We start from the raw sequence: 20,759 nt of genomic DNA, 5'->3' as shown, positions 1-20,759 counted from the left end.
CTTGAGTCATCCGCTCCCCCGCTCGAAACGAGGCTCCCCCATGACCGTCCTGCTCGACCGTCCCGCCCCGGTACGGGCGCCGCGCGCGACGGCCAGGGACCCGTTCATCGACCTGCTGCGCGTGCTCGGCATGGCGCTCATCGTGCTGCAGCACTGGACGATCCCCGTCCTGTCCTACGAGGGCGGCCGGCTGACCACGGGCAACGCGCTGTCCACGCCGGGGGTGTGGGTGGTGACGTGGCTCAGCCAGGTCATGCCGCTGGTCTTCTTCGCCGGCGGCGCGGCCAACGCGATCAGCCGCGGCCGCTCGGCCAAGAGCGACCAGCAGTGGCTGGCCGGGCGGTTGCGCAGGCTCGCCTGGCCGTTGCTGCCGCTGGCGGCGGTGTGGATCCCGCTGCCCCACGTGCTGCTCACGCTGGGGGTGCCGGAGCAGCCGCTGGCGGTGGGCGCCAAGCTGACCGGGCAGCTGCTGTGGTTCCTGGCCGTGTACCTGATCGCGGTCACGGTCACGCCGTACGCGCTGCGCCTGCACCGCAGGTTCGGCGTGCTCGTCCCCGTCGCGCTGGCTGCCGGGGCGGCGCTGACGGACGTCGTGCGCTTCTCGACCGGCCTGGAGGCGGCCGGCTATGTGAACATCGTCTTCGTGTGGCTGGCCGTCCACCAGATCGGCTTCTTCTACGCCGAGGGCCGGGTGCGGATGGCCGCGTTGCTGGCGGCCGGCGGATTCGGCGTGGCGGCGCTGCTGGTCGGGTTCGGCCCCTACCCCGGCAGCATGATCGGCCTGCCCGGCGCCGAGGTGTCCAACATGGCCCCGCCCACGCTGGCCATCATGGCCGTCGGCGTCGGCCAGATCGGCCTGGCCGTGCTGCTGCGCCCCTGGCTGGTCCGGCTGCCCCTGCGCCGCGTCCTGGACTGGGCCGGCCCGCGGATCATGACGGTCTACCTGTGGCACATGCCCGCGCTGTTCGCCGTGACCGGCGTGGTCGTGGTGCTGCTGGGCGTGGAGACGCCGGAGCCGGGCAGCCTGTTCTGGTTCGCCGGGTGGCCGGTGTGGTTCGGGATGTTGTGCCTGGTCATGTGGGGGCTGGTGCGGGCGTTCGCGAGGTTCGAGACGCCGCCGTCGCTGCCGTACGGGACCGCCGGCCGCGGGGTCATGCTGGTGGCCGCGGGGCTGGTCGGGGCCGGGATCCTGACGCTGACCGTGGGCGGCTTCGCGCCGGGCGGCGGCCCGTTCCTGGCGGTGCTCGCGGTGCTCGGCGGCCTGCTGCTGACGGCGCCGAAGGCCCGCGCGTAACACCGGCGAAACGCGTCCCGGCCACAATCGGGCGGCATGACGACGATCCGCGACCTGACCGAGGCCGACCTGCCCGCCGTGACCGCCATCTACGCCCATTACGTCACCGGCGGCGTGGCCACGTTCGACGAGACCCCGCCGGGGGCCGAGGAGTGGCGGGCCAAGGCGGCGGCGCTCGCGGCGGCGGGGCTGCCGTTCCTGGTGGCTCAGGACGACAGCGCGGACAGCGGGGCGGACGGCGGGCCGGTCTCCGGCGCGATCACCGGCTACGCCTACCTCAGCCAGTACCGGCCCAAGCCCGCCTACCGCCACAGCCTGGAGGACTCGATCTACCTCGCGCCCGGCTCCACCGGCCGCGGGCTCGGCCGCCTGCTGCTGGGCGAGCTGGTCCGGCGGGCCTCGGCGACCGACGCGCGCACCCTGATCGCGGTGATCGCCGACGGCGGCGACCCCGCCTCGCTGCGGCTGCACGCCGCCTTCGGGTTCCAGGAGGCGGGACGGCTGAGCAACGTGGGGTTCAAGCACGGCCGCTGGATCGACACCGTGCTGATGCAACTCGACCTCCGCTAGGGGCGGCGGGTTCGACCACCCGGCAAACTTCGGCAGGATAGATACGTGAGCCTTCTCGTTGACCGCCTGCCGGAAGACATCGACGCCGACCCCGACGTCATATTCGACGCGTTCGTCGCCTGGAACGCCGAACGGGGGCTCACGCTCTATCCCGCCCAGGAGGAGGCCCTCATCGAGGTCGTCTCCGGCAGCAACCTGATCCTGGCCACGCCGACCGGCTCGGGCAAGTCGCTGGTCGCCGCCGGGGCCCACTTCGCCGCGCTGACCAGAGACGTCCGCACGTTCTACACCGCGCCGATCAAGGCGCTGGTGTCGGAGAAGTTCTTCGACCTGTGCGCCGTCTTCGGCACCGCCAACGTCGGCATGATGACCGGCGACGCCAGCGTCAACCCGGGCGCGCCGATCATCTGCTGCACGGCCGAGATCCTGGCCAACGTGGCCCTGCGCGACGGCGCGGCGGCCGACATCGGCCAGGTCGTGATGGACGAGTTCCACTTCTACGCCGAGCCCGACCGCGGGTGGGCCTGGCAGGTGCCGCTGCTGGAGCTGCCCAACGTGCAGTTCGTGCTGATGTCGGCCACGCTCGGCGACGTGTCGATGTTCGAGCGCGACCTGACCAGGCGCACCGGGCGGCCCACGGCGGTGGTCAAGCACGCCGAGCGGCCGGTGCCGCTGGTGTACTCCTACCGGATGACGCCGCTGCACGAGACGCTGGAGGAGATGCTCACCACCGGGCAGGCCCCCGTCTACGTCGTGCACTTCACGCAGGCCGCGGCCATGGAACGGGCCCAGGCGCTCATGTCGATCAACATGGCGACCAAGGCCGAGAAGGAGGCCATCGCCGCGATGATCGGCGGCTTCCGGTTCACCACCCGGTTCGGCCGGGCGCTGTCGCGGCTGGTCAAGCACGGCATCGGCGTCCACCACGCCGGCATGCTGCCCAAGTACCGGCGGCTGGTGGAGCGGCTGGCCCAGGCCGGGCTGCTGAAGGTCATCTGCGGCACCGACACGCTCGGCGTCGGCGTCAACGTGCCCATCCGCACGGTCCTGTTCACCGCCCTGTCCAAGTACGACGGCAACAAGGTCCGCCGGCTGCGCGCCCGCGAGTTCCACCAGATCGCCGGGCGGGCCGGCCGCGCGGGCTTCGACACCATCGGCTACGTCGCCTGCCAGGCACCCGAGCACGACATCGAGAACGCCAAGGCGCTGGCCAAGATCGGCGACGACCCCAAGCGCCGGCGCGGCTACGCGCGCAAGAAGCCGCCGGAGGGGTTCGTCGGCTGGAGCGAGGAGACGTTCGAGAAGTTGCAGCAGGCCGAGCCCGAGCCGCTCAACTCCCGCTTCAAGGTGAGCAACGCGATGCTGCTGGCCGTGATCAACCGGCCGGGCGACTGCTTCCAGGCGATGAGACACCTGCTCACCGACAACCACGAAGACCGCAAGTGGCAGCGGCGGCACATCAGCCAGGCCATCGCCATCTACCGCTCGTTGCTGGCCGGCGGCATCGTCGAGCAGTTCGCCGAGCCCGACGAGCAGGGCCGGCGGGCCCGGCTGACGATCGAGCTGCAGGAGGACTTCGCGCTCAACCAGGCGCTGTCCACCTTCGCGCTGGCCGCCTTCGACCTGCTCGACCGCGAGTCGCCCTCGTACGCGCTGGACATGGTCTCGATCGTCGAGTCCATCCTCGACGACCCCCGCCAGATCCTGTCGGCGCAGCTGAAGAAGGCGCGCGGCGAGGCGGTCGCCCAGATGAAGGCCGACGGCCTCGAGTACGAGGAGCGCATGGAGCAGCTCGCCGAGGTCATGTACCCGATGCCGCTCGACGACCTGCTGCTCGGGGCGTACGAGACCTACCGGCGCGGCCACCCGTGGGTCGGCGACTACACGGTCAGCCCGAAGTCGGTGGTGCGCGACATGTTCGAGCGCGCGATGACGTTCGGCGAGTACATCCAGTTCTACGAGCTGGCCCGCTCCGAGGGCACGGTGCTGCGCTACCTGGCCGACGCCTACCGCACGTTGTCGCGCACGGTCCCCGAGCACCTGAAGACCGAGGACCTGGTCGATCTCATCGAGTGGCTGGGCGAGCTGGTCCGCCAGGTCGACTCCTCGCTGATCGACGAGTGGGAGAAGCTGACCAACCCCGAGGAGGCGCTGGAGCGCCAGGCGCAGCTGGAGACCAAGGTGCGGCCGGTCACGGCCAACCCGCGGGCCTTCCGGGTGCTGGTGCGCAACGCCATGTTCCGGCTGGTCGAGCTGTGCGCCATCGAGAAGGAGGACGAGCTGGAGGAGCTCGCCCCCGACGTCGACTGGGGCGCGGCGCTCGACGCGTACTACGCCGACCACGAGGAGATCTTCACCGACGCCGACGCGCGCGGGCCCGCGCTGCTGCGGATCGAGGAGGAGAGCGGCCTGTGGCGGGTACGCCAGACGATCAAGGACCCGGCCGGCGACGGCGACTGGGGCATCGACGCCCAGGTCGACCTGACCGCCTCCGACGAGGAGGGCCGGGCCGTGCTGCACGTGCTCGGCCTCAACCGGCTCTGAGCGGCCGCGGACAGAGAACAAGCCGTGTGCCGGAACGGACTGGCAAGGGCGTTCCGGCACCGGCTTGTCGCTTCATTGTCGGACGGCGAAAGTAGGCGTCCGGTCATGGCGACGTCTCAAGATCGAGACATTCAGCACTCCGCGAGCGTGCAGATCTTGGCGAGCATCGTGCCCGCGTCCTTCCGCTGCCGGCTGAAGTCGGTCTTGGCGGGCTTGCCCCACTCGCCGCCGGCCGTGTAGACGATCAGGGCGTTGGCGCGGCGGGTCACGACGGCCCGCTCGCCGCCGACGGCCGGTTTGCCGTGGTCATAGGCCTGGCCGGTGACCAGCAGGCCCTCGTCGCCGAGCGCGATCCTGGATGCGCCGTACCGGTACGCCGCGGTGCCGCAGGCCCGGACGGCCGCCCTGAGCTCGCCGACCGCCTTGCCCGCCGCCTCCGGCGAGGAGTAGAGGATCACCTGCTCGGACTTGGAGTAGTCGGGCACCGAGGTGTAGACGATCGTCCTGGCCGCTGTGCGACCGGCCTGGCCCAGCCCGGCCTTCTGGCACGGGTTCACGACGAGCTGGGCGTTCTTCTTGCCCGACACCGTCCAGCTGTGCTCGGGGTTGGGGTCCTTCTTGGCGGCGGCCTTCTCGTACAGCAGGAAGTTGCCCGGGATGGCCAGGCCGACGGCGACGAACAGTGCTGCGATCATGGGACAAAATGGTAGGGGTGAGCGACGAAGACCTCAGACGCGTGCTCGGGCTGCTCTGCCAGGAGGACACCCTGCGCGCACTCGCGTCCCTGGTGCTCGGTGACAGCGGCGACCTGCCCCCCAAGACCCTCGACCGCCTGGCCAGCGGCGGCCTGGCCGAGCGCGACGACGACGGCAAGTGGCGGGCGCGGCCGGAGCGCTTCCGCGAGCTGCTGCGGGAGCGGGCCGAGCCGCCCGCGGAGCTGAGCGCCGAGGAGCGGGTGCTGCGCACGTTCCTGGTCGACGGCCGGCTGACCACCATGGGCATGCGCCGCGACAAGCGGCTGATCGTGCTGCGTTACGTCTCGCGGGTGTTCGAGCCGGGCGTGCGTTACCCCGAGGCCGACGTCAACGTGGCGCTGCGGGCCTTCCACGACGACTTCGCGGCGCTGCGCCGCTACCTGGTGGACGAGGGGCTGCTGTCCAGGGAGGGCAACGTCTACTGGCGCAGCGGCGGGCCGGTCGAGGTCTGAGCCGGTCGAGGTATGAGCCGGTCGAGGTGTGGGGCGGGCCGGGGCTGACGGGGGTCAGGGGCGGCGCAGGCGGGCGCGGTAGTCGCGGGGCGGGAGGCCGTACTCGCGCCTGAAGGCGCGGCTGAAGTGGAACGGGCTGACGAACCCCGAGGCGGCGGCGACCTGGCCGACGTCCAGGTCGGTCACCTCCAGCAGGCTCGCGGCGTGCCGCACCCGCGCCCTGCGCACGGCGCCCATCGGGGTCTGGCCGGTCTCGGCCGCGAACAGGTGCGCGAACCTCGACGGCGACAGCGCCACCGCGCGGGCCAGCGAGGCGACCGAGTGCTGGGCCTCGGGCTCGGCGGCGATGAGGTCGAGCACCCGGCGCACCCGCTCGTCGCCGCCCTCGGCCCCGGGGTCGCGAACGGCCCCCGCCGCAGCCGTGGCCAGCACCAGCACCTCCTCCACCGCCCCGAGCACCAGCTCCCGGGCGGGACTCGACATGACGACCGCCGGCGCGGACGGCGGCCCGGCCGGCGCGCCCGGGGCGGTGTGGCCGGGGATCCAGCGGGCGTCCTGGAGCGCCCGGTCGAAGGCCCGGTCGGCGCGGTCGCGCACCCCGGCGGGCACGCCCTCCACGAGGTGGCAGCCGGTGGCCAGGGCGTACGGCGCGAGCCAGGCCGTCCAGGACGGGCGCGGCTGGAAGTGCACCCACCAGAACCGCCATCTCCCCGCGCCCGGCGCGACCCGGTAACGCTGCGGCGAGCCCGGCCCGAGCACCGCCAGGTCCCCCTCCCGCACGGTGAACGACGCCCCCGCCTGCTCGACCCGCCCCTCCCCCGCCTGGGTCCACAGCAGCAGCCAGCTCGGCGAGCCGTGGGGGCGGCGGGTGCCGTACCCGGCCGCCTTGTCGTAGTGGCCGACGATCATCAACTCGGCAGCAGGAACAGACAGGTTCTCAGCGGTCACGGTCATACCGTCCCACGGGCCGGGTGCCTACGGTGAAGGGCATGAGGCTGAACGACTTCCACGACCGGGGGTACGTGCTCGTCCCCGCGCTGCTGGCTCCCGAGGAGGTGGCGGAGCTGCGCGAGGAGTTCATGGCCCTGCACGCCGCCGGCCCGATACCCGGGCATTTCTCGCCCGTCCCGCAGGAGCCGGGCGCGCCCTACGACGTCCTGCGCGACTACCCCCGGATCATGCACCCCCACCAGGTGAACGACGTCGCCCTGCGCTACCTGCTCGACGCCCGCTTCGCCGCGATCCTGCGCGAGCTGCTCAGCGAGGAGCCGATAGCAGCCCAGAGCATGTTCTACTTCAAGCCGCCGGGCGCCCGCGGCCAGGCGCTGCACCAGGACAACTTCTACCTGCGCGTCGAACCGGGCACGTGCGTGGCCGCCTGGGTGGCGCTGGACCGCGTCGACCGCGCCAACGGCGGCCTCGAAGTGGTCCCCGGCACCCATCTGATGGACCTGTTCTGCCCGGAGGAGGCCGACCGGGACCTCTCCTTCACCCGCGAGTACGTCCCGCCCCCGCCGGGCCTGGAGCGGGTGCCCGTGGACATGCAGCCCGGTGACGTGCTCTTCTTCAACGGCAGCCTGGTGCACGGCTCGGAGCCGAACAGCACGGCCGACCGGTTCAGGCGCAGCTTCATCTGCCACTACACCGGCCGCTCGGCCGAGCGCATCTCGTCCTGGTACGAGACGCTGACGATGGACGGCGAGCGCGTGCTCCTGGAGCCGTCGGCCGGCGGCGGCCCCTGCGGCACCGAGGCCACCGGCCCCCACTGACCGCCCCACCGGGACCCGGTCCGTCAGCCGCCGGAGATGTCCGACTCCGCCTCGTCCGGGACCACGCAGTCCCACGGGTCGTCGAGCCACCCGTCAGGCAGTTGCACCTTCTGACGCTCGCCCGACTTGCCCCGGGGCGTGTCGGTGTTCGGCGGCCACGGCTGGTCGTGGTCGAGCTTGGCCAGCCCCTCCCGGAGCCCGTCCAGCGACTCGGCCGTGGCCAGCTCCCGCCGCAGCGCGCTGCCGACCTCGAACCCCTTGAGGTACCACCCGACGTGCTTGCGGAAGTCCGCGATCGCGTACCGCTCGGTGTCGAAGCACTCGGTGAGGCCGGCCGCGTGGCGCTCCATCGTCCCGGCCACCTCGCCGAGCGTCGGCCTGACCCGCTCGGGGCTGCCGTTGAAGGCGTTCTCCAGGTCCTTGAACAGCCACGGACGCCCGAGGCAGCCGCGCCCGACCACGACGCCGTCGCAGCCGGTGCGCGCCACCATGCGCAACGCGTCGTCGGCCGACCAGATGTCGCCGTTGCCCAGCACCGGGATCTCCGGCACGGCCTCCTTCAGGCGCGCGATCGCCGCCCAGTCGGCCACGCCGCCGTAGTGCTGCTTCGCCGTGCGGGCGTGCAGGGCGATCGCCGCGACGCCCTCCTCGGCCGCGATGCGGCCGGCGTCGAGGTAGGTCAGGTGGTCGTCGTCGATGCCCTTGCGCATCTTCATGGTCACCGGCAGCGCCCCCGCGTTCGCCACCGCCGCCCGCAGGATCCGCCGCAGCAGGTTCCTCTTGTACGGCAGCGCCGACCCGCCCCCGCGCCTGGTCACCTTGGGCACCGGGCAGCCGAAGTTGAGGTCGACGTGGTCGGCGAGGTCCTCCTCGGCGATCATCCGGACCGCCCGCCCGACGATGTCGGGGTCGACGCCGTAGAGCTGCAGGCTCCTCGGCCGCTCCGACTCGGCGAACCTGATCATCCTGAGCGTCTTGGGATTGCGCTCGACCAGCGCCCGCGTCGTGATCATCTCGCACACGAACAGCCCGGCGCCCTGTTCCCGGCACAACACCCGGAACGGCGCGTTCGTGATGCCCGCCATGGGCGCCAGCACCACGGGCGGCCATGCCCCAATCGGCCCAATCTTCACTCCGTCAGTTGTAGCGCAGCTCAGGCCGGAAGCGGTATTCGCCTATAGGCTGTGAACGGCATCACCAGGGAGGGATCGATGCTTCTTCGCGTGCGCGTGGCGCTGCCCGACCGTCCGGGGTCTCTGGCCCAGGTCACCAAGGCCCTGGGCACGGCGGGGGCCGACATCACCCAGGTCACCGTGCTCGACCGGGGGGCCGGCTCGGCGGTCGACGACATCACCGTCTTCTGCCCCGAGAGCACCCCGCGGGAGCTGCTGGTCAAGAGCCTGGAGAGCGTCGAGGACGTCCGGGTGGAAGGCGTCTGGACCACCCGCGAGACCGCCGGCACCTACCCCGAGCTGGAGATACTCAAGTACATCACCACGGCGGGCGACCGCGCGCTGACCACGCTCGTCGACTCGCTGCCGGTGTTGTTCAGCGCCGACTGGGCCGCCACCGCCGCCGAGCACGGCGTGATCTACGCGAGCTGGCGCGCCCCGCAGGGCCTGACCGTGCCCAGCCCGGCCCCGCCGCGCCCGGCGGCCCTCACGCTCGACGGGGGCGTGCACGCCATCCACGCCCCGCTCCCGCCGCTCGCCCTGACCTTGCTGCTGGCCCGCTCCGAGGGTCCGGCCTTCCACCGCATCGAGGTCCACCGGCTCACCCGGATCCTGGAGATCTTCCTCAGCCTGCCGGCCACCGAACGCGGCGTCGCCCGCCGGCTCCGCAAGTAGCGGGAAGCATCTGGTCGGAAAAGGCGCTAGAGTTAGGCACGCAACAGCGCGGAAGTGGCTCAGTGGTAGAGCATCACCTTGCCAAGGTGAGGGTCGCGGGTTCGAATCCCGTCTTCCGCTCGGAGTGGTTCGACTCGGTGGAGTGGCCGAGAGGCGAGGCAGCGGCCTGCAAAGCCGTCCACACGGGTTCAAATCCCGTCTCCACCTCCAAGGACGATTAGCTCAGCGGGAGAGCGCTTCCCTGACACGGAAGAGGTCACTGGTTCAATCCCAGTATCGTCCACCACACTCCAAGGCCAGACCCGCGACAACGGGGTCTGGCCTTTCGGCTGTCCGGGCCCCGGGCGCCCGCCCAGCACGCGGGCAAGCCCGCTCCCGAGAAGAATCGTCCTCATGGACATCGAACGTGCCCGCACCGCCCTCGTCGCCGCCTACCGGGAGTTCACGGCCGCGGTGGCCGAGACCGACCCGCTCAGCCCCACCCGGTGCGCCGGTTGGGCCGGGGTGGATCTGCTCTTCCATGTCCTGTGCGACGCCCAGCGCGCCCTCGTCGCGTTCGCCACCCCGGCCGACGGGCCGCCCGACGTGGACCACGTCACCTACTGGAGCTCCTTCCAGCCCGTCCCGGACGCCCCCGAGGGCGCCGGTGGCGCGGACGCCCACGCCTGGTGGGTGCGCAGGTCCGCCTCCGCCTTCACCCGGCCCTCCGGGGTGCTGCGGGTGTGGCAGGACACCGCCCCCGCCGCCGTGCGGGCGGCGCTGGCGGCCGACCCGGCGGGATGCGTCGCCACGCAGGGCCACGTGATCGCCGTGCCCGACTTCCTGGCCACGCTGGCGACCGAGGCCGCCGTCCACCACCTCGACCTGCGGGCCGCGCGGCCGCCCGCCCGGGAGGCGCTGGAACTGGCGGGCGAGACCCTCGACGGGCTGCTCGGCGCGGACCGCCCGTCGCATCTGGATCTGACGACGTACGTGCTGGAAGCCACCGGACGGCTCCCGTCCGCCGACGACCGCTTCCCGCTGCTGGGCTGATCACCGCGGAGCGGAGGGAGGCCGTGCCGTCGTACGCGGCCACGGGGGTCCTCGACACCAACGGGTTCGAGGGCGGCACGATCACCATCGACAGCCGCTTCACCGGGTGGGGCGCCAAAGTGTCCATCAAGGCGCCCGACTCCGACGCGGTGGCCACCGGCACCGGCGAGTGAGCGTCCCTCCCGTCGAGTGTGCAGCAGGGTGGCGGCCGGGCCTGAGGGGTCAGGCGTCGTCCGGGTGCATGCGGAAGTCGTAGCGTGCGGGCAGCGGGTCGGTGGTCAGGCGCGCCCACGTGTCGTGCAGGACGGCCTCGCCCTCCCGCAGGTCCTCGACGTCGAAGCCGGCGTCGAACAGCGCGCGGGCGCCGTCCCGGTCCCCGACGGCGAGCAGGGCGCGGGCGCGCAGCAGGACGGCCCGGCCGGTCGCGGGCAGCGTGTCCAGGACGGCCAGGCACTCGGCGGCCCGGCCGGCCTCCAGCAGCGCGACGACCGCCTCCGCCGCCAGGCGCTCCCGGACGAGTCCGGTCGTCTGGTGGAGGGCCGTGAGGTACAGGGTGGCCCGTTCGTCCGGGTTTGCGGTGGTGTGGGCCAGGCAGCGGGTCGCCCAGGGGTTCGGGCGCAGCTCGGCGGAGCGCCGCCACGCGCGTACGGCCCCCTCGCGGTCCTCCGCGTGCCAGGCGGCCACGCCCCGGTGGTAGGCCGTCACCCAGGTCTGCGGCGCCCGCTCCAGCAGCCGCCGCCACGGCCCCGACACGAGGCTGTGCCCGGGATCCGCGCCGGGAGAAGGCTCGGGACGGGGGAAGGCCCCGGTGGTGAGGAGGGACAGCCAGGGCGACTGGTCAGGACCGAGGGTGGACCCGGGGAACGGGGTGCCGGGCGTGGTGACGCCGGCGCGCGTCACCTCCAGGGCCCCCCAGCCGGACCCCTCCGCCAGGATCCGGACGGGCTCCTGGTCGGCGTGCGGCCGCCACTTGCGCCAGGCGGCGGAGACCTCGGCGGCCGGCAGCCGGGCCGCCAGCTCCTCCTCGGCCGCCCGCACCGCCGCCGTCCAGTCCGCGCCGTGCACGGCGGCGGGGTCGGCGCGCAGCGGTCCGTACGCCTCCAGCCAGGAGAACTCGCCCCCGCCGGGCAGCGGCACGTGTTCGAGCTGGGTACGGGCCAGCCCCGCCTGGATCTCCAGGTAGCCGCCGGCGCCGGGCTCGGTGAGCCAGTCCTGCCAGCGGCGCCCGCCCGGCCCGCGCCCCCACAGGAAGAGCTTGCGGCCGCGCAACGACCGGGTGGAGGTGTGCACGAGTCCCGCGCCGGAGCCGTCGAGCGCGGCGATCCACGGACGGCGGTCGCCGAGCTCGAAGAAGTAGTCGGCGGCGTGCTCCGCGCGGGCCGGGTAGCTTCGGTCCAGGCCGTCCCAGACCGGGATCGGGACCTGTTCGAGCCGCCCGGCGTAGCCGAAGTGCCAGGCCGTGCCGGCCGGGGCGAGCACGCGCGTCCCCCCGGTCTCGGGGACGGCGATGTTCGACCACCAGTACGCCGGCACCTCGTGCGCGTGCGGGTTGCGCATGCGCACGCCCACGTACAGGAAGTCCGACCCGCGCGGCAGCCAGAAGTCGACCTGGTACGGCAGGTCCCGGGTGCGTTCCCACTCCCACACCCGCAGCATCGGCGTGCCGTCGGGCCCCTCGGCCTCCCCGGCGAAGACCGGACGGCAGGTCAGCGTGGTGTGCCCGGTCGAGCCGGAGTTCCACTCCACGCCGCCGGAGAACCAGGCGCCGGTCAGCCCGAAGTTCGCCGGCTGCAGCACCGGGTTCCGGTGGAGCAGCTCGCCGTGGTCGCGGTGGACCAGCGAGTACAGCCGTCCGCCCCAGCCGGGCAGCACGGTCGCGGTCAGCCGGTCGTTGGCGAGCTGGATCGCCTCGACCCGGCGGGGCCGGCGCGCCCGGTCGTAGCCGTCCTGGACCCGGCAGGGCAGCACGGAGGCGAGCCTGCCGTAGGAGAGCTGGAAGGCCATGTCGGGCGGCGCGCCGGCGACCGTGGGCGCGGGCCCGGGGGCGTCGCCGAGGGGCGGCAGCGGGTTGTCCGGGCCGGGCGGGGCGACCGGCAGAGTGATCGTGGTACGTCGGACGGTCGTCGTCATTTTCCCATCCCCAGGGTGATGCCTTCGGTGACGCGGCGTCCCACCCAGGCGAACAGGACCACCATGGGCAGCACGACCACGCAGACGCCGGCGAACATACCGCCCCAGTTCGTGCCGGTGTACTGCTGCTGCTGGGCGAAGCCGATCAGCGCCACCGGCAGCGTCTCCTTCTCGTCGTCCTGCATCAGCACCAGGGCGAGCATGGTCTCGTTCCAGGAGACGATGAGCTGCAGCACGAACACGGTGACCAGTCCGGGCCGGGCGACCGGCACCACGATGCGCAGGAACGTCCGCCACACCCCGGCGCCGTCCAGCGCGGCGGCCTCCTCCAGCTCGCCGGGCAGCGACCGGAAGAAGCCGGTCAGCAGGAAGACGGTGAACGGCATGGCCGTGCCGACGTAGGCCAGGGTGAGGCCGGTCAGGGTGGAGGTGAGCTCCAGGCTGCTCAGCATGAGGAAGATCGGCAGCAGGATGACCTGCGTGGGCACGCCGGTCCCGAGCGCGAACAGCAGCGTCAGCGGCCGTCCGGCGCGGGTCGCCGTCCGGGTGAGCGCGTAGGCGGCCGGCGCGGCGACCACCACGGCCAGCACCGAGGACAGCACCCCCACGACCGCGCTGTTGACCGCGGCCCGGCCGAAGTTCCCGACCTCCAGCGCGGTCAGGTAGTTGTCCAGCGTCGGCGGGATCGGCAGCCGCCAGGGATGATCGAACACGTCGCGGGTGCTCTTCAGCGACGTGATCAGCACCCACGCCAGCAGCGCCACGTCGGCGGCGACGACCGCCCACACGGCCGCCTTCAGGGGCGCCTTCATGGGCGCGAGCCTCGTCGGTCTCATGATCGTCCCCCTTTCAGAACCGGACGGCTTCACGGTCGAGCGCCCGCCGCAGCAGCAGCACCACGGCCGCCGCGATCAGCAGGCTGAACAGCGCGCTGGCGGCGGTCATCCCCAGCTCGGGCGGCGAGCCGGAGCCGCCGTACGTGGCCGCGTAGCTGTAGAGGGCGACGGTCCAGGTGCTGCTCGGCGGGGTGCCCGCGGTGCCGCCGCCGAACACCAGCACCAGCTCGAACACCTTGATCGAGCTGATGGTCCACAGCAGCGCGCAGACGCTGAGCACGTCCCAGGTCAGCGGGATCGTGACGTGCCGCAGCCGCTGCCAGGACGTGGCCCCGAGCAGCGCGCAGTCCTCGTAGAAGGAGGCGGGGATGCGGTCGACGGCGGCCATGATGATCGTGGTGTAGTACCCGACGGCCGCCCAGATCGCCACGATCAGGATGAGCGTGAACGTGTTGTCCACGGCCAGCCACTTCGGCGGGTCGCTCACCCCGAAGACGCCCCTCAGCACGGTGTTGACCAGCCCGTCGGGGTTGAACAGGAAGCCCGCCACGATGGCCGGCACCAGCGCGCTGACGATGTTGGGGAAGAACAGGATGTTGCGCGCGACCAGCCGCCCGCGCATCTCCCTGAGCACCATCGTGAGCGCGAACCCGGCGGCGAACGTCACGCCGCCGCCGACGACCAGCAGCTTCAGGGTGTTCAGCAGCGCGGTGTGGAAGACCGGGTCGCCCAGCAGGCGGGCGTAGTTGCGCAGGCCGACGAAGCGGGAATCGCCGTACCCGGCGGTCTGCTGGAGGCTGATCCACACCGCGTAGCAGGCCGGGCCGAGGACGAAGACGCCCAGCAACGCCAGGGCCGGCCCGACCATGGGGACGAAGGCCCGCTGCCGGGCCCGCACGGCCGGACCGGGCCGCGTCCCGGGTTCGGCCGCCATCAGCTGCCCTGGTTCTTCCAGAAGCCGGCCTGGACCGCGCTGATCTTGTCCACGAACCCCTGCGCGGTGAGCCTGCCGTTGAACAGCTCGCCCACGGTCGGGTAGTAGACCTTGTCGGTCCAGCCCGGCACGCTCAGCCCGGCCGCGAACGGGTAGGTCGCGGGCACGCTGTCGAGCTGCCGCTTCACCCCGGCCAGCGCCTCGGGCACGAACGCGTCCGCGCGCGGCGAGAGCACGGAGGCCGTCCTGGCCAGGTCGTCGGCGAACTCCCTGGTCGTCAGGTACGCGATGAACCGCTCGCCGGCCTCGACGTTCCTGGCCTTGGCGGGCATCGCGAAGCCGAACTGCACGACCTCCTCGCCCTTGGCCGGGCCGCCGACCTCGGGGAAGGGCATGGAGGCCGGCTTGAACCCGGCCCTGGCGTACGAGCCGACCTCGCTGGGCAGCCAGGAACCCATGATCATGAACGCGGCCCGGCCCTGGGCCCAGTTCTTCTGCTGCTCGGGGTATTTGCTCGCGTCGTACCCCTTGAGCAGGTAACCCTCCTTGGCGAACAGCTCGATCTGCCGGGCGGCGGCCAGCACCTCCGGTCTCTTCCACGACTGCCCGGTCCGGTCCTCGGCGATGGCCTTGAGGCCGTCCGCGCCGATCGTCCGGTAGAGGTAGTAGTTCATCCAGTAGGAGTCGGACCAGTACTGTTCGCCGTCGGCGGTGAGCGGGGCCGTCCGGCCGCCGGCCTTGAGCCTGCCGAGCAGCGCCAGGAACGCGGTCCAGTCCTTCGGCGGCGCCTCGGTGAGGGTGGCGGCGTCGTAGAACAGGCCGATGCCGGCCACGCTGTAGGGCACCATGTACGGCTGGCCGTCCGGCAGCCGCAACGCCGGGCTCTGCGAGTACTTGGCCGGGATGACGTCCTTGACCTTCTTGCCCGCCTCGCCGGGCACGTCGGCCTCGTACACCCCGGCCAGTCCCCGGGCCACGCCCGGCGTCACCATGAACGGCCGGATCGTGTCGTCGGACTGGTCGACCACGTCCGGCACCTTGGACGTGGTGAGCGCGGCGGGCAGCTTCTGCTTGACCACGTCGCGGCCGGCCCACTCGACCTTGACCTTGATGCCGGTGGCCCGGGTGAAGCGGGTGATCGCGGCCTGTAGGGCGACCTGCTGGGGTTCGCCCTGCTTCCACATCGACCAGTAGACGAGCTCCTTGCCGGCCGCGTCCTTGGCGCCGCCGCCGCAGGCGGTGACCAGGCCGAGGGCCAGCGCGCCGGCGGCGAGCCCGGCGAACGTCCTGCGGATGGGGAGGGATCGGGATGAGCTCATCGAGCGGCACCGCCTGTCCTGTGAGATTCGGGGGGTGGCCCGGCGGGGCCCGGACGGGGCCCCGCCGGAGGGTGGTCAGCCGACCGTCCAGCGCTGCAGCGCCGAGCCGGTGTCGGCCTGCTGGGTGACGAGCGCGCCGTCGGCGGTGGAGGCCGTGGTGAGCAGCAGCCCGCTCTTCTGCGAGGCGATCCGGTAGCCGCCGGCGGAGGCGGGGGTGACCTGCCAGCGCTGGTTCGCGGCGCCGGTGCACGTCCACTGGATGATCCTGGCGCCGGCGGCGGACGAGCCGCCGCTGACGTCCGCGCAGAGCTTCGACAGGCCGTTGGCGATCTGGTAGGAGCCGTCGGGCTGGCGGGTGAAGATCCAGCGCTGGTTGGCGCCGGTGTTGGGGGCCCAGGTGATGAGCTGGGTGCCGGGGGTGGTGGAGTGGTCGGGGTCGTCCAGGGCCTTGCCGGCGGCGGTCAGGGTGTGGGTGCCGCTCAGGTCGCCGCCGGAGGCGCCGGTGTCGGTCAGCGTCAGGGTCTGCTCGGCGGCCGTGCGGCGGCCGCCGACCGTCCCGCCGGAGGTGTCGCTCCAGTGGCGTACGGGGGTGGTCTCGGCCGGTCGGGACGCGTCCGCCGTCAGGGCGAGCGCGAGGCCGCTGTAGCGGTTGACCAGCCGGTGGCCGCTACCGGCCGGCACCACGAACCACTGCTGGCCCGCGGTGGGCCCGCCGGCGCCGGGCGCGGTGACGACCGGTCTCGCCCCCCAGGCGCGGCCGGCCGTCGTGGCCGCGTCCACGCCGAGCAGCCCGCCGGTCGAGGCGTTGGCGATGCGGTAGGAGCCGTCGCCGCCGGGGGTGAACGTCCAGCTCTCCAGGGGCGAACCGGTCGGGGCGGCGCTGGAGGTGGTCGCCGGGCCGCCGGAGACCTGGGCCAGGACGCGGCCCGCGCCGGTGCCGATCCGGTAGGTCCTGGCCGGGTCCGCCGGGGCGGGGGCGGGCGCGGTGGAGGTGACGGTGAGGTTCGCGTACTCGCCGCTGGAGGACGCGCACTCGATCGAGCAGTACGAGCGGAACGTCCTGCCGACGACGGCCGAGCCGGTCCTGCTGACGTCGTCGAGGAACCAGCGGTACCAGGAGCCGGAGACGTAGGTGCCGGTGTCGCCGATCAGGCGCCATCGCTGGGTCGACAGGTCGTCGGTGACGTAGAGGCGCTGCGGCTGACGGCCGGAGACGACCTCGGGCTCGCCGAGGTACAGGCCGAGGTGGGCGTCGTAGGCGATGTTCATGATGAACAGGTCGGACTTCGGCGGCAGCTCCCCGGCGGCGATCTGCTGGTCGACCGTGCCGGTGTTGGCCGGGTCGTAGTCGGCGCCCACGGGCGTGTAGCCCCGGGGGTTCGCGGCGGTGACCGGGACCATGTTGCTCTCCTTGCCGCCCACGCCGGGCTGCGACCAGGAGCCGTCGTACCACTTGGTCCACGAGCCGGTCGCCATCTTGGCCGACATCGGCGCCCGCGCCACGTGCGCCAGGCCGCCGTTGCCGCCGCCCACGCCGCCCTTCGGGATGATCCGCGAGCCGTAGTAGACGTAGAAGTAGCCCGAGACCGGGTCGGCGAACAGGCGCGGGTCGCCGTCGCCGTAGTCGTAGGTCTGGTGGGGGAAGGCCGCGCCGTCGTTGCGCTTCGTGCTGTACGGCGAGGTGATCGCGTGGCCGAGGATGGTCCACACCCGGCCCTGGTTGCGGGAGACGGCGTAGTCGAGCGAGTCGTAGTGCAGGCCGTCGCCGAAGGGCTGGGGGGTGAACTCGTTGTGCACCAGGCCGTACCAGTCGCCGGTGTCGGGGTCCACCCAGACGCCGACCAGGTCGCAGTAGTTCCTGTGGGCGTACCCCGAGCCCGCGCCGGCGGGGGTCGCCTCGAGGCCGGTCGGGCTGTTGTTGCAGCGCCAGGTCGTGTCGTTGTTGCGGTCGGCGGAGTTGGCCGGGTTGACCGCGTCGCTGATCGCGGCCGAGCGGGTGGCGGTCTCGAAGTTCGCGCCGGTGAAGAAGTCCCAGTAGCGGGGGTCGGAGGGGCCGTAGAGGGCGGCCGACTGCTGGAAGTAAAAGGTGCCGTCCTTGTCGATGTAGGTGGCCGCGGGGGTGTCGGTGGGATGGGCGTAGCGGCCGGTGGAGCCGACGGTGATCGTGTAGGTGGCGTCGGGCGGTGCGGCCGAGGCGGCCGGGACGGGCAGGGAGCCGCCCAGAACCAGCGTCAGGGCCGCGGCGGCAGCGGTGAGCACGTTGCGATGGGGGGACACGGGTGCTCCTTTCTGTGGGGCACGCCACACCTGGCGGGCCCTTGGGGGGAACCACGAGCCGGAACCGCGTGGCCGGACCATACGCCAGATTTGACCGCTCAAACAAGGCCCGATTTCGCGTTCCTGCTCTCTTGTCCGGTCAAAAGGCACGTAATGCGCACGACGGTTGACGAGCTCCGAGCCGGGCGGCTACCTTTCGGGGCGACGTCATTGGACCGGTCAAACCCCCCTTGGAGGCCGCGTGGTCACGATGCAGGACGTGGCCGAGCGGGCCGGAGTCACCAAGCAGACCGTCTCCAACGTGGTCACCGGCCGCGTACGCGTGCGCCCCGAGACCGAGGCCAGGGTGCGCGCGGCCATCGCCGAGCTCGGCTACACCCCCAACCTGGTCGCCCGCTCACTGGCCACCGGCACCACCATGACCGTCGGCCTGTTCGTGCCGACGGTGGCCAGCTCGTTCTACTCGGCCGTGGTCGAGGAGGCCGAGAACGTCCTGGAGGAGCACGGCTACCACCTGCTGCTGTGCACCACCCGCCTCGACGGCGAGCGGGCCCGCCGGCACATCACCGGCCTGACCAGCCGCTCGGTCGACGCCCTGCTGATCGCCGGCGACAACGGCCTGACCGAGCACCTGCCGCTCCTGGCCGACGCGCGCTTCCCGGTGGCGCTGTGCGCGTGGGAGAGCGAGGTGCCCGACACCCTGCCCGTCGTCACGATCGACTACGAGCAGGCCGGTTACCTGGCCGGGCGGCACCTGCGCGAGCTGGGCCACGAGCGGGTCGCGGTGCTGAGCAGCGCGCCGCACGCGCTGCGTGTGCGTGGGTTCCGGCGCGCGTTCACCCGCGACGGGCTCGACGTCCCGGCCGCGGCCGTCTTCACCGCGCCGGAGCCGACGGCGATGGGCGGCTTCACCGCCGCCACCGCGGCCCTGGCCGCCGGCCCCGGCGTGACCGCGCTGTTCTGCACCCACGACATCCTCGCGCTGGGCGCGCTGGAGGCGGCCCGGCTCGGCGGCCGCTCGGTCCCCGGCGACCTGTCGGTGGTCGGCCACGACGACATCGACGAGGTACGGGTGACCCACCCCGCCCTCACCACGGTCGCCGTCCCGAGCAGGGAGATGACCAGGCAGGCCATCGAGCTCCTGCTGCGCGCCCTGGATGAGGGCCGCCCGCCGGTCAACTCCCTGCAGTTGCTGCGCTCGACCCTGATCGTCCGGGCCAGCAGCGGGCCCGCCTGATCTCCTGCGGCGCGGCGAAGGAGGCCAGCGTGCGGCGCAGCCAGCGTCCGCAGCCCCGCGCGCTCCAGCCGGCCGCCGCGCCGACGGCGACCCCGGCCAGCACGTCGCCCGGGTAGTGGGCGCCCACGTACACGCGGGAGGCGGCCACCCCGGCGGCGAGCAGCGTGACCGAGGTGGCGACCGGCAGCGGCGCGTCCCTGGCGACCGCCACCGCGAAGGCGACCGCCGACGCGCTGTGCCCCGACGGCAGCGACGAGGACGCCGGCACCCGGCGGCGCCGGATCACCGGGATGAGGTCGGTGAGCGGGCGCGGCCTGCGGATCGCCTGCTTGACGACCATGCTGGTCAGCGGGCTGGCCAGCGAGATCGCCAGCAGCCCGCGGACGCCCGCCCGCTGCAGCCGCGGCCGGCCCGTCATCATCAGCACGCCCGCCACCAGCCCCCACAGGACCGAGTGGTCGGCCGCCGACGACAGATGCGGCAGCAGGGCGTCGAGCACGGGCAGGTCGGAGCGCGCGACCCGGTCGAAGGCCCGTTTGTCCCAGGCGTCGAAACGTTCGAGCAGCATCATCCAGCCGATCACCTCCGCGACGGACCTACACCTGCCCGCCGAGCACGCCGGTCATGCCCGGGACGGCCTGGCTCCGGTGCTCTCCCTGACCACGAGCTCGGGCTCGACCAGCCGCCGCGCCTCGGGCTCGTGCCCGGCCATGAAGTCGAGCAGCAGGTGGAAGGCGTGCCTGCCGACCTCGCCGAAGTCCTGGCGCACGGTGGTCAGCGGCGGCCAGAAGTAGGCCGACTCGGGGATGTCGTCGAACCCGGCCACGCTGACGTCCTCGGGCACCCGGCGGCCGGCCTCGCGCAGCGCGCGCAGCACGCCGAGCGCCATCTGGTCGTTGGCCACGAACACGGCGGTGACGTCGGGGTTCTCGCACAGGCGCCGGCCGAGCTGGTAACCCGAGCGGGCGCTCCAGTCGCCGCGCAGCACCTCGGGCACCTCCCGGCCGGCGGCCGCCAGCACGCCGCGCCAGCCCTCGATGCGGCCGTTGGCGTCGAGCCAGTCGGCCGGGCCGGCGACGTGCCAGACCGTCTCGTGGCCGAGGCTGAGCAGGTGACGGGTGACCCGCCTGGCGCCCGCCTGCTGGTCGACCTTGGCCACCGGCACGGGGATGTCGTCGCCGGCGTCGACGGCCACCACCGGCATCTCCGGCGGCAGGTGGCGCAGGCCGTCGGCGGCCGACTCGTGCGGCGCCACGATGATCACGCCGTCGACCGCCTGGGCGCGCAGCCGCTGCACGCCCTCCTCCATCGACCTGCGGCTGAGCGAGGGCAGGCTGGCGATGCTGACGTTGTAGCCGGCCCGCCTGGCCGCCTGCTCGATGCAGTAGAGCGTGGAGGCCGGGCCGTAGAGGGTGGTGTCGATGCTGACCACGCCGAGCACCCCGGACCTGCCGGTGACGAGCTGGCGGGCGGCCTGGTTGGGCCGGTAGTCGAGCTCGCGCACCGCGGCCATGACGCGGGCCCTGGTCTCCGCGCGGACCCGGTCGGGCGCGTTGAGCACGCGCGAGACGGTCATGGCCGAGACCCCGGCGAGCACGGCCACGTCCATGAGCACCGCCGGCCTGTCGCCCTTCGCTTTCACCGCCGCCACCTCCTGTCAGCGGTAACGCTAACAGGCCCGGGGCCGCGGCGCGCGACCGCGCGGGAGCCGCGAGCGGCCCCCGCGAACCCGCGGTACGCCTGGTCGGCGGCCTGACGCTGCC

At 72.8% G+C, this 20,759-nt stretch carries 19 protein-coding genes and 3 tRNA genes; 12 read left to right on the top strand and 10 right to left on the bottom strand.

All coding sequences use genetic code 11. From position 1 onward, the window contains the following. Positions 1–40 precede the first annotated feature (40 nt). The 3 genes from AB0J76_RS20125 to AB0J76_RS20115 are packed head-to-tail and all read left to right on the top strand — an operon-like array spanning position 41 to position 4,408. Positions 41–1,294, top strand: coding sequence for an acyltransferase (locus AB0J76_RS20125; RefSeq protein WP_352325174.1), 1,254 nt, complete (start codon positions 41–43; stop codon positions 1,292–1,294). A 36-nt stretch (positions 1,295–1,330) separates the two neighbouring features. After that, positions 1,331–1,864 (top strand): N-acetyltransferase family protein, encoded by a 534-nt coding sequence (locus tag AB0J76_RS20120; protein ID WP_352325173.1) that lies wholly within the window; start codon positions 1,331–1,333, stop codon positions 1,862–1,864. Positions 1,865–1,909: 45 nt separating this feature from the next. Then, the gene (locus tag AB0J76_RS20115; RefSeq protein WP_352325172.1) at positions 1,910–4,408 is read left to right on the top strand and encodes a DUF3516 domain-containing protein; all 2,499 of its coding nucleotides are present in this window, start codon (positions 1,910–1,912) and stop codon (positions 4,406–4,408) included. 131 nt (positions 4,409–4,539) lie between these two features. Here the strand turns inward: AB0J76_RS20115 and AB0J76_RS20110 are convergent, their stop codons facing one another. Then, positions 4,540–5,103 (bottom strand): hypothetical protein, encoded by a 564-nt coding sequence (locus AB0J76_RS20110; RefSeq protein WP_352325171.1) that lies wholly within the window; start codon positions 5,101–5,103, stop codon positions 4,540–4,542. An 8-nt stretch (positions 5,104–5,111) separates the two neighbouring features. Here AB0J76_RS20110 and AB0J76_RS20105 point away from each other — a divergent pair, with 8 nt between their 5' ends. Further along, positions 5,112–5,615 (top strand): DUF2087 domain-containing protein, encoded by a 504-nt coding sequence (locus AB0J76_RS20105; RefSeq protein WP_352325170.1) that lies wholly within the window; start codon positions 5,112–5,114, stop codon positions 5,613–5,615. Positions 5,616–5,669: 54 nt separating this feature from the next. Here AB0J76_RS20105 and AB0J76_RS20100 read toward each other — a convergent pair whose 3' ends face one another. Continuing rightward, complete coding sequence (locus tag AB0J76_RS20100) at positions 5,670–6,563, bottom strand: helix-turn-helix domain-containing protein (protein ID WP_352325169.1); 894 nt, start codon at positions 6,561–6,563, stop codon at positions 5,670–5,672. Positions 6,564–6,604: 41 nt separating this feature from the next. On the opposite strand from AB0J76_RS20100, the gene AB0J76_RS20095 reads away from it, so the two are divergent. Continuing rightward, on the top strand, positions 6,605–7,384 hold the full coding sequence (locus tag AB0J76_RS20095; RefSeq protein WP_352325168.1) for a phytanoyl-CoA dioxygenase family protein: 780 nt from the start codon (positions 6,605–6,607) through the stop codon (positions 7,382–7,384). Positions 7,385–7,407: 23 nt separating this feature from the next. Here the strand turns inward: AB0J76_RS20095 and dusB are convergent, their stop codons facing one another. After that, positions 7,408–8,517: a tRNA dihydrouridine synthase DusB gene (gene dusB / locus AB0J76_RS20090; RefSeq protein WP_352325166.1), complete on the bottom strand. Its 1,110-nt coding sequence runs from the start codon at positions 8,515–8,517 to the stop codon at positions 7,408–7,410. Between the two features lie 78 nt (positions 8,518–8,595). On the opposite strand from dusB, the gene AB0J76_RS20085 reads away from it, so the two are divergent. From AB0J76_RS20085 to AB0J76_RS20060, 6 genes are all read left to right on the top strand, one after another. After that, positions 8,596–9,231: an ACT domain-containing protein gene (locus tag AB0J76_RS20085; protein ID WP_352325165.1), complete on the top strand. Its 636-nt coding sequence runs from the start codon at positions 8,596–8,598 to the stop codon at positions 9,229–9,231. A 48-nt stretch (positions 9,232–9,279) separates the two neighbouring features. Further along, positions 9,280–9,351 (top strand) — tRNA-Gly (locus tag AB0J76_RS20080). Between the two features lie 16 nt (positions 9,352–9,367). Beyond that, a tRNA-Cys gene (locus tag AB0J76_RS20075) sits at positions 9,368–9,441 on the top strand. A 1-nt stretch (position 9,442) separates the two neighbouring features. Continuing rightward, positions 9,443–9,517 (top strand) — tRNA-Val (locus tag AB0J76_RS20070). A gap of 107 nt (positions 9,518–9,624) precedes the next feature. Continuing rightward, complete coding sequence (locus AB0J76_RS20065; protein WP_352325164.1) at positions 9,625–10,263, top strand: maleylpyruvate isomerase N-terminal domain-containing protein; 639 nt, start codon at positions 9,625–9,627, stop codon at positions 10,261–10,263. A gap of 23 nt (positions 10,264–10,286) precedes the next feature. Further along, a complete protein-coding gene (locus tag AB0J76_RS20060; RefSeq protein WP_352325163.1) occupies positions 10,287–10,436 on the top strand; it encodes a hypothetical protein in 150 nt (49 codons plus the stop codon). A 49-nt stretch (positions 10,437–10,485) separates the two neighbouring features. Here the strand turns inward: AB0J76_RS20060 and AB0J76_RS20055 are convergent, their stop codons facing one another. From AB0J76_RS20055 to AB0J76_RS20035, 5 genes are all read right to left on the bottom strand, one after another. Beyond that, positions 10,486–12,393, bottom strand: a complete 1,908-nt coding sequence (locus tag AB0J76_RS20055; protein WP_352325162.1) for a DUF5107 domain-containing protein — start codon at positions 12,391–12,393, stop codon at positions 10,486–10,488. Next, positions 12,390–13,229: a carbohydrate ABC transporter permease gene (locus AB0J76_RS20050; RefSeq protein ID WP_352325161.1), complete on the bottom strand. Its 840-nt coding sequence runs from the start codon at positions 13,227–13,229 to the stop codon at positions 12,390–12,392. Before AB0J76_RS20050 ends, AB0J76_RS20055 begins: the two co-directional genes overlap by 4 nt. Before the next feature lie 13 nt (positions 13,230–13,242). Then, entirely contained in the window at positions 13,243–14,163 is a 921-nt protein-coding gene (locus AB0J76_RS20045; protein WP_352325160.1) for a sugar ABC transporter permease, read from the bottom strand. Further along, positions 14,163–15,482, bottom strand: coding sequence for an ABC transporter substrate-binding protein (locus AB0J76_RS20040; protein ID WP_352325158.1), 1,320 nt, complete (start codon positions 15,480–15,482; stop codon positions 14,163–14,165). The genes AB0J76_RS20045 and AB0J76_RS20040 overlap by 1 nt, the downstream gene beginning before the upstream one ends. A gap of 75 nt (positions 15,483–15,557) precedes the next feature. Then, entirely contained in the window at positions 15,558–17,759 is a 2,202-nt protein-coding gene (locus AB0J76_RS20035; protein ID WP_364390078.1) for an RICIN domain-containing protein, read from the bottom strand. Between the two features lie 250 nt (positions 17,760–18,009). On the opposite strand from AB0J76_RS20035, the gene AB0J76_RS20030 reads away from it, so the two are divergent. Next, positions 18,010–18,996 carry a LacI family DNA-binding transcriptional regulator gene (locus tag AB0J76_RS20030; RefSeq protein ID WP_352327489.1) on the top strand — a complete coding sequence of 329 codons (987 nt, stop codon included), beginning with the start codon at positions 18,010–18,012 and terminating at the stop codon, positions 18,994–18,996. Here AB0J76_RS20030 and AB0J76_RS20025 read toward each other — a convergent pair. Beyond that, a complete protein-coding gene (locus AB0J76_RS20025; protein ID WP_352327486.1) occupies positions 18,935–19,579 on the bottom strand; it encodes a phosphatase PAP2 family protein in 645 nt (214 codons plus the stop codon). The two genes, AB0J76_RS20030 and AB0J76_RS20025, sit on opposite strands and share 62 nt — an antisense overlap. A gap of 39 nt (positions 19,580–19,618) precedes the next feature. Next, positions 19,619–20,605: a LacI family DNA-binding transcriptional regulator gene (locus AB0J76_RS20020; protein ID WP_352327488.1), complete on the bottom strand. Its 987-nt coding sequence runs from the start codon at positions 20,603–20,605 to the stop codon at positions 19,619–19,621. Between the last annotated feature and the right edge of the window lie 154 nt (positions 20,606–20,759).

Origin of the sequence: Nonomuraea sp. NPDC049624 (genome assembly GCF_040675255.1) — a bacterium.
In the GTDB taxonomy this organism is placed as follows: Bacteria; Actinomycetota; Actinomycetes; order Streptosporangiales; family Streptosporangiaceae; genus Nonomuraea.
The sequence above is the reverse complement of the archived record's forward strand: the minus strand, read 5'-3'. Positions and strand labels throughout refer to the sequence as shown.